9 protein-coding genes are annotated in these 13793 nt (G+C 60.3%); 6 read left to right on the top strand and 3 right to left on the bottom strand.

Annotated elements, in window-relative coordinates; all coding sequences use genetic code 11:
• Positions 1–456: 456 nt before the first annotated feature.
• The 3 genes from B0E42_RS26150 to pgm all read left to right on the top strand — a co-directional run bounded on the left by B0E42_RS26150 (position 457) and on the right by pgm (position 5179).
• The gene (locus B0E42_RS26150) at positions 457–1947 is read left to right on the top strand and encodes a hypothetical protein (RefSeq protein WP_077508330.1); all 1491 of its coding nucleotides are present in this window, start codon (positions 457–459) and stop codon (positions 1945–1947) included.
• Between the two features lie 96 nt (positions 1948–2043).
• Positions 2044–3441, top strand: a complete 1398-nt coding sequence (locus B0E42_RS26155; protein ID WP_053188672.1) for an aminotransferase class I/II-fold pyridoxal phosphate-dependent enzyme — start codon at positions 2044–2046, stop codon at positions 3439–3441.
• Between the two features lie 91 nt (positions 3442–3532).
• Positions 3533–5179: a phosphoglucomutase (alpha-D-glucose-1,6-bisphosphate-dependent) gene (gene pgm / locus B0E42_RS26160; protein ID WP_077508333.1), complete on the top strand. Its 1647-nt coding sequence runs from the start codon at positions 3533–3535 to the stop codon at positions 5177–5179.
• Positions 5180–5329: 150 nt separating this feature from the next.
• Here the strand turns inward: pgm and B0E42_RS26165 are convergent, their stop codons facing one another.
• Positions 5330–6025, bottom strand: coding sequence for a pirin family protein (locus B0E42_RS26165; protein WP_018601382.1), 696 nt, complete (start codon positions 6023–6025; stop codon positions 5330–5332).
• 238 nt (positions 6026–6263) lie between these two features.
• Between B0E42_RS26165 and B0E42_RS26170 the strand changes: the two genes are divergently transcribed.
• A complete protein-coding gene (locus B0E42_RS26170) occupies positions 6264–8747 on the top strand; it encodes a UvrD-helicase domain-containing protein (protein ID WP_077508336.1) in 2484 nt (827 codons plus the stop codon).
• Positions 8748–9051: 304 nt separating this feature from the next.
• Positions 9052–10401, top strand: a complete 1350-nt coding sequence (locus B0E42_RS26175; protein WP_077508339.1) for a hypothetical protein — start codon at positions 9052–9054, stop codon at positions 10399–10401.
• Between the two features lie 164 nt (positions 10402–10565).
• Here B0E42_RS26175 and B0E42_RS26180 read toward each other — a convergent pair whose 3' ends face one another.
• The gene (locus tag B0E42_RS26180; protein ID WP_018601377.1) at positions 10566–11003 is read right to left on the bottom strand and encodes an Lrp/AsnC family transcriptional regulator; all 438 of its coding nucleotides are present in this window, start codon (positions 11001–11003) and stop codon (positions 10566–10568) included.
• A gap of 133 nt (positions 11004–11136) precedes the next feature.
• Here B0E42_RS26180 and B0E42_RS26185 point away from each other — a divergent pair, with 133 nt between their 5' ends.
• Positions 11137–12030 carry a DMT family transporter gene (locus tag B0E42_RS26185; RefSeq protein ID WP_053180010.1) on the top strand — a complete coding sequence of 298 codons (894 nt, stop codon included), beginning with the start codon at positions 11137–11139 and terminating at the stop codon, positions 12028–12030.
• Between the two features lie 18 nt (positions 12031–12048).
• On the opposite strand, the gene B0E42_RS26190 is transcribed toward B0E42_RS26185, so the two are convergent.
• Complete coding sequence (locus tag B0E42_RS26190; RefSeq protein ID WP_053180008.1) at positions 12049–13674, bottom strand: NADP-dependent glyceraldehyde-3-phosphate dehydrogenase; 1626 nt, start codon at positions 13672–13674, stop codon at positions 12049–12051.
• Positions 13675–13793 lie beyond the last annotated feature (119 nt).

The following is a 13793-nucleotide window of genomic DNA, read 5'->3' on the forward strand; positions in this document are numbered from 1 at the left end:
CTTGATAATTGAACACTGATTTCCATATCAAGGAAGAAGTCGTGGTGCGGTATAACTTTTTCGAAGGTCTTCATCCTTCAAGATGCATTCAAGGGGCAACGAGCGTTAATTGGTGCGAGGCTATCTATCGACCTTGGGGAAAACAGGGCGAGGTAGAGGGCCTATTAAAGTTCGGCAAGTTCTTTGTTTCTCGTACTCATTGTCTGTGGGACGTTGTCGGAATTCTCCTAGGACGTGCCGCTCGGTCGGTTAGGCCCCCTGTTTTCGCGGCTTTCGGCGGGGATGTGAAGGGGCGCGAGCCTACTCTCGGCATATGTATCAAATAATTACGACAAGCAATGCTCGAGCGTATTGCTAATACTCTTTGAGTGCTAGAACAATCATCTAGACCAACACGTCGCGCAGTCACGTTGGTGCGGGTGCGACGCCGATAGTTGAATTTCCAGGTAAATGGCTATGAGTGCAATTCATGAGCAGGCTATGACTCACGTGTATCAACAGATACTGCAACGACTGTCAGGTTTTTATTCCCGGGCAGAACGTACCGCGTTGCAGCTTTTGATCCAGCGTTTAATTGTCGCCGCCGGAGGCATCGAGCGGATTGGCGATTATCGTGTGTTGACGGTCCAGAACGGGAGCAGGGAAAGTTTTTATGTGCTGACCGCCTTGCGGGCCGCACAGCTGAGCATCGCGGGGCGGCATCCGGTGACCTTCACCTTGCGCGTCGCCACGCCACGCCTGAGCGAAACCACCCAGGCGACGCTGGAAAACATCCACCGCTGCTACAGCGCGCTGTTTGTCTACGATGATCCCCGGGTCGAATTGCTGATGGCCGATAACCGCGAGGTGTTGCCGTTCAATCACCGGCAGCCCTTGTCGGTGGCGGGGCACGAAGCCAATCGCATGGACCTCCTGGTCCTGGGACACCTTCGTGCGGTCGACAGCCCCTTGGAGATTGGGGATGACGGCTACCTGGCGATGGCCGAGTTCTATCGGCACATGGCTCGCTGGGAGGCGGGCGTGGACTCGTTGGTCAGCAGCGATACACCGCGTCAGCAAAAACAATTCATATCGGGCCTGCGCCGCGCGACTCGCAAGATCGGCCTGCTGACCGAGCAGGCCTGCGGTTTCGACAACCTCTTTGCCCACCTCGATACCCTGGGCGGTGATGTCTACCGGCATTTCTATGGGCCGGAGCGCCTCGATGCCTGGAAGCCCGAGGGGCACTTCGAGGCTTGCCGGCGAGTGGGCCACGTCGGCATCGACGACCTGATCGTCGATCGTTCGGAGGGAACCAACTGGCCGCTCTTCAACGAGTTCCTGCGGGTGCAGACCGAGGGCCTTGTCCCATCGGCGCCCGAAAACGAGTACATCAGCCCGCTGCTGTCGGCTCATCTGCACGGCCTGCAGGCCTGCTACCTGCACGGACGCAGCTATGAAACCGGCTACGGGGACTACGCGCAGCGGGCGATCATGATCATGCACCGCAAGCAACTGCCGGAACACGCCTGCGAACAGGCTCGGGCGCTGTTCGGCTCACCGTCGTCGATTCCCGAGCGTCGTGCCTACGCCGCCCTTGAAGCGCAAAAGATCCTGGGGCTCAGTGAAACGCAACTGGTGTGCATGCTGTTCGCCCCCTTCGTGGGGCAGGGCGCGGGCCTGGAGGATTTCCTGCGTTGCTGCCACCCCGGCATGCTGGTGGCGATGCCGGACCTGCACAAGGCCATGCAGGGCGCGACCGTCGCCGATCAGGTTGCGCAGTGGATGGTCGATGTCAGCGGCCTGCCCATCGACATCCTTGGCAAGCTGTACCGGGCGAGTGTCTCACTGCCGGAACAACCGGAAATCGCCACGGGCGTCGATCCGCAGCAGGCCACTGATGGTGTTGACGCTGCAGAAGCCGGTTCGCCTGTAGACGGGCTGCACGAACGCTCGGCAAGGCATTGAGGAGCGAGGTTTGACGGACTCATCTACCTCGTCCCCAGTCCTTGTACCCGGCGTTGCGACTGGATCGGCGGCGACCCGCTGTCCTGGCCTGAGCCGATGAAAAATTGCCGGGAGACAGACTTCGCCTATCAGGCCGTTTATCGCTACTTGACCACGCTGATCAACGAGCTGGAGGTTGATGCGCGGGTTCGCCTGCCGTCGCTGCGGCAATTGGCCGAGCGTCTGAACGTGTCGATATCGACCATCCAGTACGCGTATTCGCTGCTGGAAAAGGAAGGGCGGGTCTATTCGATCGCCAAGTCCGGTTACTACGCGCTGCCCGTGCCGAGCATGGCCACCCTGGACGGCGGTGACGATTTACTCGAGACCCTGTACGTCAATGCCCGACGACCCGGCATGCAGGTGCTCAGTGCGGACGAACCAGCGTCGATGCAGCCATTGGACAGCCCGCTGTTGCTGCTCGAGCGCGAATTGCTGCGCCAGTACCCACGCTCCTCGCAGACACCCTCGCAACCCTGGGGCGAGTTGGAGCTTCGCACCGCGCTGGCGGCCCGCTACACGTCTTCGCCGGCCCGTTGCTGGAATGCCGATGACGTCTACATTGGCGCCGACCTGCGGGGCGTCCTGGAAATTCTTATCGCGGTGCTGGCACTCAGGGGGGCCACCGTGGTGATCGAATCGCCCTGCGACTGGGCGGTGTTGCGCCTGCTGCAGGCGGCGGAGGTCAACGTCATCGAGCTGCCACTGTTGGCCGGCGGCGAGCTCAATGTCGAGCAACTGGAACAGCTGCTGGTGAACGAAACGGTAAGCCTGGTGGTGCTGTCGTCGGTCTTGAACATGCCGAGGGGGACGCTGGTTCCTGAAGAGAACCGTCGGGCCATCGCGCATCTGCTGGAACGGCACGGAACTTGGGTGCTGGAGAACGATAGCCATACAGACCTGGCGTTCGAGGCAAGGATGACGCCTTTTCGAGACTTGCTCGACCCGGACCGGCTGATCGTCTATTCGACGTTCGAGAAAACCATCGGGCCAGAGGCGCCGTATGGCTACGTGCTGTCGCGCCAGTTGACCCTGCACCTGCAGCGACATTTCCTGTTGCGTGCGTTTCGCTTGTCGCCGATTCGCCAGAAAGCCATCGCCCGGCTGTACAGCAACGGTCGGATTGACCAGCACTTGCTGGTGTTGCGTCGCCTGCTGCGCGAAAGTGCGATTTCGACCACACAATTGCTGCGCGAGCGGCTGGGAGACAGCCTGCAATGGGCAGAACCCCAAGGTGGCGCAACGATCTGGATGCAATCGACGCGACGGGTCGACTTGCGACGGGTTTTCCATCGGCTGCTTGCCCAGCGAATCGTCATCGCGCCGGGGGAGTTGTTCAGTCTCCAGGGCCTGTACGCACAACATGTGCGCCTGACCCATGCCCTGAACGGGCCTCAGGACATGGACGCTGCGCTCTGCGCGCTGGCCGACGCCTTGAGGCTCGAACAAGCGTAATCGGCGGCAATGGATCGAACCCATCGCGCCATGGTCGAACTGTCAGTAAACTGCACTCCATTTACCGAGCCACTCCACTCAGAGGTTTTGCATGACAGTCAGTCCATTTGCGGGCAAGCCGGCACCGGCAGAGTTGTTGATCGATATCCCGCGACTGGTGACGGCCTACTACACCGGCCGACCCGATGCCTCGGTTGCGACCCAGCGCGTGGCCTTTGGCACCTCCGGGCACCGTGGCAGCTCCTTCGACCTGGGCTTCAACGAGTGGCACGTGTTGGCCATCAGCCAGGCGATCTGCCTGTACCGCGAAGCCCAGGGCATCAACGGGCCACTGTTCGTCGGTATCGACACCCACGCGCTGTCGACCCCGGCGGGTGCCAGCGCACTGGAAGTATTCGCGGCCAATGGCGTCACCGTCATGATCGCCGAGGGCGATGAATACACCCCGACACCGGCGATTTCCCACGCCATTCTCTGCTACAACCGTGGCCGCACCTCGGGCCTGGCGGACGGTATCGTCATCACGCCGTCCCACAATCCACCGCAAAGTGGCGGCTACAAGTACAACCCTACCAACGGTGGTCCGGCCGATACCCACATCACCAAATGGATCGAAGCCAAGGCCAATGAACTGCTGGCCAACCAGCTCGCTGGCGTCAAGCGCGTCAGCTACGAGCAAGCCTTGAAGGCCGACACCACCCACCGTCACGACTACGTCAACACCTACGTGGCGGACCTGGTCAATGTCATCGACTTTGATGCCATCCGCGCCGCCGGGCTGCATTTGGGCGTCGATCCGTTGGGCGGCGCAGGCGTGCGCTACTGGCCGGCCATTGCCGAGCATTACCGCCTGGACCTGGAAGTGGTGAACACCCACGTGGATTCCACCTTCCGCTTCATGACCGTCGACTGGGACGGGCAGATCCGCATGGACCCGTCCTCCAGCCATGCGATGCAAGGGTTGATTGGCCTGAAGGAACGTTTCGACGTGGCCTTTGCCTGCGACCCGGACCATGACCGCCATGGCATCGTGACGCCGTCTGGCGGCTTGCTGGCACCGAACAATTACCTGGCGGTGTCCATCGACTACCTGTTCCAGAATCGCCCGCAATGGCGCGCCGATGCCGCCGTGGGCAAGACGGTGGTCAGCAGCGGCCTGATTGATCGCGTGGCCAAGCGCCTGGGGCGCCGCCTCTATGAAGTGCCGGTGGGCTTCAAGTGGTTTGCCGACGGCCTGTTCGATGGTTCCCTGGGCTTTGGGGGTGAAGAAAGTGCCGGTGCTTCGTTCCTGCGCAAGGACGGCGGCGTCTGGAGTACCGACAAGGACGGTCTGATCCCGGCGCTGTTGGCAGCTGAAATGACGGCGCGCACCGGTCGCGACCCGAGCCAGGCCTACCGCGCGTTGACTGACGAGTTGGGCGAACCGTTCTCGGTACGCGTCGATGCCAAGGCCAGCCCACAACAGAAGGCGCTGTTGAGCAAGCTGTCGCCGGATCAGGTGACGTCTACCGAACTGGCCGGGGAGAAGATCCAGAGCATCCTCAGCCATGCGCCGGGCAATGACCAGGCCATTGGCGGCCTGAAGGTCATGACCGAAAACGGCTGGTTTGCGGCACGCCCGTCCGGCACCGAGGATATCTACAAGATCTACGCCGAAAGCTTCATTGGCGACGCGCACCTCAAGCAATTGGTGGCCGAGGCGCAAACGTTGGTGGATGGGGCTATCACCAGCAAGTGACACCGTCGGCAAGCCTTGTTCCAACCTGTGGCCAGGTGATTCATGTGGGAGCAAGGCTTGCCCGCGATACAGGCGATGCGGTATTTCAGAAATCGAGGCGCCCATTTCGCGAGCAAGCTTTGCTCCCACACCCCCTTGCCACAAGATTAATCAAGCCAGGTCTACGAGCACGATTTCACTGTCTTCGATCGCCGTCACCCGCAATACCTGTTCATCTTCAATCGCAACACCGTCTCGAGCTTGTGCGCGCAAGCCATTGATTTCTATCAATCCTGTGGCCGGCACAAGATAAGCTCGACGTGCGGCGTCCAACCGATACTCCGCACTTTCACCCGCCTTGAGATTGGCCGCTACCAGCCGTGCGTCGGCGCGAATGCGCAGGCTTTGGTCATCGCCGGCCTTGCCACTGGCCAACGTCACGAAGCCTTCGCGCGAATCCTTGGGAAACGGCTTGGCGCCCCATGACGGTGCCAGGCCTTCTTCGTTGGGGATGATCCATATCTGGAAGATGCGGGTGGCCGTCGATTCCAGGTTGTATTCGCTATGGGCAATGCCGGTGCCTGCGCTCATGACTTGTACATCACCGGCCTCCGTACGGCCTTTGTTACCCAGATTGTCCTGGTGGCTGATCGCGCCTTCGCGCACATAGGTGATGATTTCCATGTCCCGGTGCGGGTGTTGGGGAAAACCACTACCAGGGGCGATGACATCATCGTTCCAGACCCGCAAGTTGCCCCAGTTCATGCGCTGTGGGTCGTAATACTCGGCGAACGAAAAATGATGGTGGGCATCCAACCAGCCGTGGTTGGCGGCGCCCAACGTGGCGAAGGGCCTGAGTTCGAGCATGTTCGTGTCCTTTTCCGCTGAGCAGCGAAAGCGATGGTTGATGGGGCTATTTTCGCCAATGAAAACATCGATAAAAAGCGTAAAAAACGCGTCAAAGCTATCGTCTATTTAGATATAAAACCGTGAGCCAACTTTCACTTCATCGCCTAAACCCATGACTTAAAAGCTTTTGGGTGGAACCCGGCGGCAAATACAGACACCATAGCCGTCATGGTTCATGAACACCGGAGTCCCCAGCGTGGCGCAACACACTCCCGATCTTCCCCCCGAGCTTCTATCCCTGGCCCAGATGCCGCTGTTCAAGCGCCTGGCCGCCCGGTTCTTCGGCCATGGCCTGACACGCCTGCGTGCCCAGCATCGTGCCTCCTGGTTGCATGGCCAGGCCGACGGTTTCCGCAGCGGTCATACCGCCGGTTTTGACTATGGCTACAAGGAAGGCCGGGCCGAAGGGCTTGAGGAGGGCCGTCAGGTCCTGTTGATCCGTGATTCGCGCAGCACGGAGCATCCGGCACCGCAGGTCGATGATTTGCTGTTCGATGACTGGCGCCTGCCGTTGACCGCCGAGTTGAAGAAGCGCATCAAGGCAGATGTCGCCCGATTGCTGCCGGCGCATGCACAACCGAGCGCTGCGCAATGGAAGATGATTTTCAGCGACACGCCCTCGACCTCGGTGGTCGCCGGGGCCGGGGCGGGCAAGTCCACCACCCTGGTGCTGCGCATTGTGCTGTTGTCCCAATATCTGGGTTTTGAACTGGACTCGATGACCGTGGTGACGTTTACCCGGGAGTCACGCAAGGATTTCATCCAGAAACTGATCGAAGTGTTTGCCCTGTGGGGGCGTACCGTCAGCCTCAAGGAAGCTCGTGACCTGGTGCGGACATTCCATTCGCGCATCTTGCCCATGGTCCGCAGCCTGCCCGGGTTCGAACGGCTCCAGGCGTTCGAGACCCTGAGTCATCGCGCTGAAGCGGGTGACGATGATGCCCAGGGCAATCCCTTTGATTTGCGCATCAACGACGCCCAGCGCCAGCAACTCAACGCCTGCTATTACAACCTTTACCAGCGTGACGGGCGTTTCCGTGAGCTGATCCTGCCGTTGTCCCGCCACGCCCTGCAGCTCAAGGAGCTGGAACGCGATCACCCGGATGTGCAAAAGCGCGTCGCCGTGACCGAGTTGGCATCCCAGCGCGACGAAGAATTATGTGATGCCATCGAAGACCTGTGGTTGCGCGCCGGTGCCTGGCCGATCAAGGGGATCGAGCCGAAGCGACAAACGTTCGAAATCAATGGTTCGACGTTCCACTGCCACGGCTACGCGCCTTCCCTGGATGCCTGGGTGATACTGGGGTTCGATCCACGGGAAGACGCTCGGCTCAGTCGTCCGGGCGCCAAGTTGAGCATCCGTGCGGAATGGGCGGTCAAGCGCACCCTGTTTCAAGCTTTTTGCCGTAAGCCACTGATATGGTTGGAAAGTTATGAGGCGTCAAAACGTGTATTAGCGTCAATGGCCGGCGATGCCAGCGCCGGGCCTGGGTTCGACTACAAGGTCAAGGGCGAACTGGGCTCAGCGCCATTGCTAGACTGTTTTGTCGCGGCGGCAGGCTTTATCGAGAACCTGGGCCTGGACGTCCCGGATGCCGTGGGCCGGATGTCGTTTGCCCAGGATGACCCCGATCGGTATTTCTTCGAAGCGCTGAGCCGCTACTGGCGGGCATTCGAAGACCATCTGCTCGACCAATCGCCGCCGGTCATGACCTACAACCGCATGTTTGCGCTGTTCAGCGAGCACTCGCCGGAAAATTTCAAGTTGCTGGGGGATGCGTTGCTCAGGCCGCTTTCGCACCTGATGATCGACGAATTCCAGGACGTGTCACCGCAGATCGTCTCCTGGCTGCGAGCCAGTCTGCGGGAAGTACGCAGCCGTGGACCCGCGATGCACGTGGGGCGCGGTGCCCAGCGCTCTTCCTTGTTATGTGTCGGGGACGATTGGCAATCGATCTATGGCTGGCGCGGCAGTTCGCCGAGCTACTTCATGGCGTTCAACAAGCAATTCCCTTCGCCAACGACGACACGGGTCATGCTCACCGACAACTACCGTAGCCACCAGCACATCATCGACGCGGCCGAGCACATCGTGCGGGCTGCTGCGGCTATCCCCGGTAAAAAGGCTAAGGCCAGTGGTGTGCCTCGCTCTCTGAGCCCAGTCAACGTACTGGATCGAGATGACGAAGGGCTGGCCCTGCGATTGGAAGAGCACTATCGCAAGGGCGATTCGATCTTGATGTTGTATCGAAAAAGCAGCGATAAGCTATTGATAGAAAAGTATATTCATCCAACAGTTAATGTCGATTCTAGCTTGCCGTACGATGCCCGGCGGCTCAGGCAGATGACTTATCACAGTGCCAAGGGGCTCCAGGCTGATGCGGTGTTCCTTCTGGGCGACTGCCAGCACCTGAGCAGTTCACCCTACAAGAACCAGGTCTATCGAATGGCCGGGCTAGGCCAGGACGGTGACGCCGAAGCTTACGACTCGGCGCAAAAGGACGAAATCCTGCGCCTGGCGTATGTGGGTATCACGCGTGCGGTGCAGCACTGTTACTGGTACGTCGATGGTCAGGCGGCCAACGGGCCCAAAGCCTCGGATCGTATTGCCACGGATAAGCCCTTTTTTGCTGACCATCGCCGGAGTGTGGCCAATGGCCGGCAAAAGCCTGGAGCATGATGGCACCTTTGGATAAATGATCTACACCTAAGGCAAGGGATTGCATTGCCAAGGTCGGCATGCGGTTGATCGGTCGATCATCGCGCGAAATCTTCGCCACACTCCCTCGATAACGTTCCCACCCGGCTGCCAGAGCCAGGCCTGACCGTGCCCACTTGGCGGGCGCCAAGGAGGTGCGTCACATCGCTGAGCGTGGACCGTGAGCAGGCCTGGCATCGTGCCAACGCCTGATAACAGAAGGAGGCCCTGCGCATCGCTCAACCCTTCGCTGGGACGGCAGGCGTCTCCCTATAAGGAGATATCGATGAACCATTCCCAAGGAAAGATCGCTGCACTACTGGCCCTGACAGGCGCGCTGTCCATGGCCGGCGCCCAGGCCGGGACGTTCCCTGATTACGGCTTCGCGCCTCCCAAGAGTTCGTATCCCTCCCCATTTTTCCGGCTCAGTCAGGACTACCCCACCGTGGCGCCGGGCCCGTCTTCGATGCCGTCGTTTTTCAAGCAGCTGCCCGCCAATTTCAGCAATGATTTTGAAAGCTGGCGCACTTACATGAACGAGGTGAAGAACTACTGCCTGGAGGGCAATACGGAAGTCGGCTGGAACGTGCAGAAAAACAAGGTTCGCCAGTGGTATCACATGCCCTGGCAGCACTATGGCCCCAACGGTCGTGAAGCTATTCACGGGCTGACCAAAGAGGCGCCGATCCAGCCCAAACAGTTGGCGAGTACCCAAACCGGGAATGGCCAGACCTACGCGGTCGGCATCTATAACGATATAGGGGCGTACACCATCGGCCAGGTCTGGAAGGACCCACAGAACCCTGATCCGAGCTACACCTCGCAACCAAAGGGGTTTCCCAATGGCACGGTGGTGTGCAAGGCGTTGTTCGCAGACATCGATATCAATACGGTGCCCTCGCTGGTCAATCCGGTACTTTGGAGTGCCTACACCGCCAAGGACTTCTACTCAACCAAACGTGCCATCACTAAAGTCGCGTTGATTCAGATGGACATTGCCGTCCGGGACACGCGCGTGAAAGAAACCGGCTGGTTGTTCGGTACCTTCCAGTACAACGGTGCGATGACCGGTAAATCGGGATGGGACAACCTGGTGCCAGTGGGGATCATGTGGGGGAACGATCCCAAGGAGAACGGTAACGCGTTCACCAACCCGACGCCGACTGAAACCAAGATCAACCCGGCGCTGAAGCAGACCGCGATCAATGCCAACACCAAGGAGCTGCCACCGACCCACCTGGGCTGGAACGGCCGCCTCAACGGCCCCGTGGACAATCCCCAGGCGTCCTGCCTGAGTTGCCATATGACCGCTGAGTACCAGCAACTGGCGCCGATGAATCCGACCTTCCAACCCAACCCGCCACCGGTGGGGAGCGACGAATGGATGAAATGGTTCCAGAACATCCCGGCCGGACAGCCGTTTTCGCCGGGTACTCGGAGCACCGATTACAGCCTGCAATTGTCCGGTGCCCTGGCGAACTTCTATGACTGGAAATGCAACCACAGCGGCATCTATGCCGACGGCAAGAATGCTTGTACCAACGTAAAATCGCTTAACCTGATGAAGGCCAGCGATGCGCCTGAACAAGAGGTGTTCAAAGTACAGCGCAGCCCTGAACTGGAAGAGCTTCAGTAGCGTACCCCCGGCCTCGGACAAGCGCCGAGGCCGGGTTTCTTGTGGGAGCGGGCTTGCTCGCGAAGGGGGCCAGCACATTCTACATCTTCGTCGACTGTGACATCGCCTTCGCGAGCAAGCCCGCTCCCACAGGGATAAAGTGTTCACTCAATCCAGGCAAATGCCTACGCCATCGGCGGCAACCGCCGCTTGACCGGCGTCTTCTTGACGATGGCTGTATTGGTCTCGGCATGGACATTGAGCTTGTCCAGCAAGGTATCCAGCTGTTCCATCGAGCGCACGTGCAGGCGGGCGATGAAGCAGTCGTCGCCGGTTACCTTGTCGCATTCGGTGAATTGCGCGATGGCCTGGATCTGCCGCTCCACTTCCTGCAACTGCCCCGGCAGCGGGCGAATACGCACGATGGCCTGGAGTTGATAGCCGAAGCACTTGGGGTCCACCTCGACGGTATAGCCCCTGAGCACGCCACGTTCCTCGAGCCGGCGAAGGCGCTCGGCGACACTGGGGGAGGACAAGCCACTGAGGTTTGCCAGGGCCTTGAGGGAGCGTCGGGAATCTTCCATCAGGGCACTGATGAGGATCTGGTCAATATCGTCAGTCATTTCAACTCCATTAGGCGAATGTGTGAAGTTGCCTTGATAAAAAAGGTCGAATCGCAGTTTAGCCTTTTTCAAGCCATGGAGAAGGTACCCATTGGCTCGGCATACTGTGCCCACTTGCTGAAGGAGCCTGAAGATGGACAAGACCTTACGCCGCGGTTCGCTGGAAATGACTGCCGCCATGCTGATCTCCGGCACCATTGGTTGGTTCGTGCTGGTTTCCGGCCTGCCGGTGCTGGATGTGGTGTTCTGGCGCTGCGTGTTCGGCGCCGTGACCTTGCTGCTGATCTGCGCCGGTTTCGGCTTTTTGCACCCCGGCATTCTCACCCGTACGACCTTCCTGCTGACGGTACTCAGCGGTGTGGCGATCGTCGGCAACTGGGTGTTGTTGTTTGCTTCTTATTCCCGCGCCTCGATTGCCATCGGCACGGCGGTGTACAACGTCCAGCCGTTCATGTTGGTGGGGCTGGCGGCGTTGTTCCTGGGGGAAAAAATCACCGCGCAGAAGCTGTTCTGGCTGGCGGTGTCGTTTCTCGGAATGCTGGCCATCGTCAGTGCCCATGGTGAGCAAGGGCAGGGCGGCGGCGACTATCTGCTGGGCATTGCCTTGGCGCTGGGGGCCGCATTGCTATACGCCATCGCGGCGTTGATCATCAAGCGCCTGACCGGCACGCCGCCTCATCTGATCGCGCTGATCCAGGTCAGCACCGGGGTGTTGCTGCTGGCGCCCTGGGCGAACTTCTCGGCGTTGCCGCAGCAAACCGAAGCCTGGGCCAGCCTGCTGACCCTGGGCATGGTGCACACCGGCGTGATGTACGTGTTGCTGTACAGCGCCATACAACGCTTGCCGACTGCATTGACCGGTGCGTTGTCGTTCATCTATCCGATTGCGGCGATTTTCGTCGACTGGTTTGCCTTCGGCCATCGCCTGGAGCCGCTGCAATGGCTGGGCGTGGCGGCGATCCTGCTGGCGGCTGCCGGCATGCAACAGGGCTGGGGTATCAAATCGCGGCGCCCAGCCCTGTCGTAGCCCATGTTCGGGCGTGGATCAGAAGATGTAGTCAGTGGTCAGGAAGTTGGAATCCCGCTCTCGGATAATGTCGCTGATCAACGCCTTGTTGCTGTCCTGGAACTTGGTTGCCACCAGCGTGCGGATGGAAAAGGTGCGCAGCGCATCGTGGACCGACAAGGTACCCTCGGCCGAATTCTTCCGGCCATTGAACGGGAACGTGTCCGGGCCACGCTGGCACTGGGCGTTGATGTTGATGCGGCCGACCTGGTTGGCGAAGGTGTCCACCAGCTTGCCGACTTGTGCCGGGTTGGTGCCGAAAATGCTGAGCTGCTGGCCGAAGTCGGACTCCAGTACGTAATCGATTACGGTATTGAGGTCGCGGTACGGCACGATGGGCACGACCGGGCCGAACTGTTCCTCATGGTAGACCCGCATCGCGGTGTTCACCGGGTACAGCACCGCCGGGTAGAAGAACGAGCTGCGCGATTCGCCGCCATGGGCATTCTTCACTTCTGCACCCTTGGCGAGCGCATCGGCGACCAGCGAATGCAAGTAATCGACCTTGCTCGCTTCGGGCAACGGCGTCAGCGCCACACCGTCCTCCCAGGGCATGCCCGGTTTCAGGCTGGCGAGCCTGGCGTTGAACTTCTCGATGAACGCCGGCGCCACATCTTCATGGACAAACAGGATTTTCAGCGCCGTGCAGCGCTGGCCGTTGAATGACAGCGAACCGGTCAGCGCCTCGTTGACCGCGTTGTCCAGGTCGACCTCCGGCAGCACCAGCCCGGGGTTCTTCGCATCCAGGCCCAGGGCTGCACGCAGGCGGTGTGGTCGCGGGTGAAGCTTCTTCAGGTCACTGGCCGCCTTGTTGGTGCCGATAAAGGCGAAGATGTCGATCTTGCCGCTGGCCATCAGCGCGCTGACAGTTTCGCGGCCGCTGCCGTAGATCACGTTGATCACGCCTGCCGGGAAGCTGTCGCGGAAGGCTTCGAGCAACGGTCGCACCAGCAGGACGCCGAGCTTGGCCGGCTTGAACACCACGGTGTTGCCCATGATCAAGGCCGGGATCAGCGTGGTGAAGGTTTCGTTCAGCGGGTAGTTGTAGGGGCCCATGCACAAGGCCACGCCCAGGGGCACGCGGCGGATCTGCCCGAGGGTGTCCTGTTCCAGCTCGAAGCGGCTGGAGCGGCGGTCCAGCTCCTTGAGGGCGTTGATGGTGTCGACGATGTAGTCGCAGGTGCGGTCGAATTCCTTCTGGGAATCCTTGAGGTTCTTGCCAATCTCCCACATCAGCAACTTGACCACGGCCTCGCGTTGCTCGCGCATGCGCGCCAGGAAGGTTTCCACGTGGCGGATGCGCTCGGCGACGCGCATCGTGGGCCACTGGCCCTGGCCGCGATCGTAAGCCCGCACGGCAGCGTCCAGGGCGGTGAGGGCGGTTTCGGCGTCCAGCAGCGGTGTGCTGCCGAGAATCACTTGCTCATCGCCCAGCTCACCCGTCAGGTAAACGGGGCTGCGGACGACGGCCAGTGGCCCTTGCCAGGTTTGCAGGACGCCGTCGACGAGGTATTCGCGCTGTTCGATCCGGCCTTCGAGGCGGTAGGCCTGCGGGATGTCGGCGGCACCGGGGAACAGGTTGGCGAGGAAGGGGGCTGTGGTCATGTCGTTACTCAATCAATGAAATGAGCCAAGGCAAACGGCTTGCAGGTATAAATCGCTTTTAGCGTTATACGCCTTAATGGAGGTGTTTTTTAAGTGGCGGCAGATTGCTTGCGCCGTGT

The organism is Pseudomonas sp. A25(2017) (assembly GCF_002001065.1).
GTDB lineage: Bacteria > Pseudomonadota > Gammaproteobacteria > Pseudomonadales > Pseudomonadaceae > Aquipseudomonas > Aquipseudomonas kilonensis.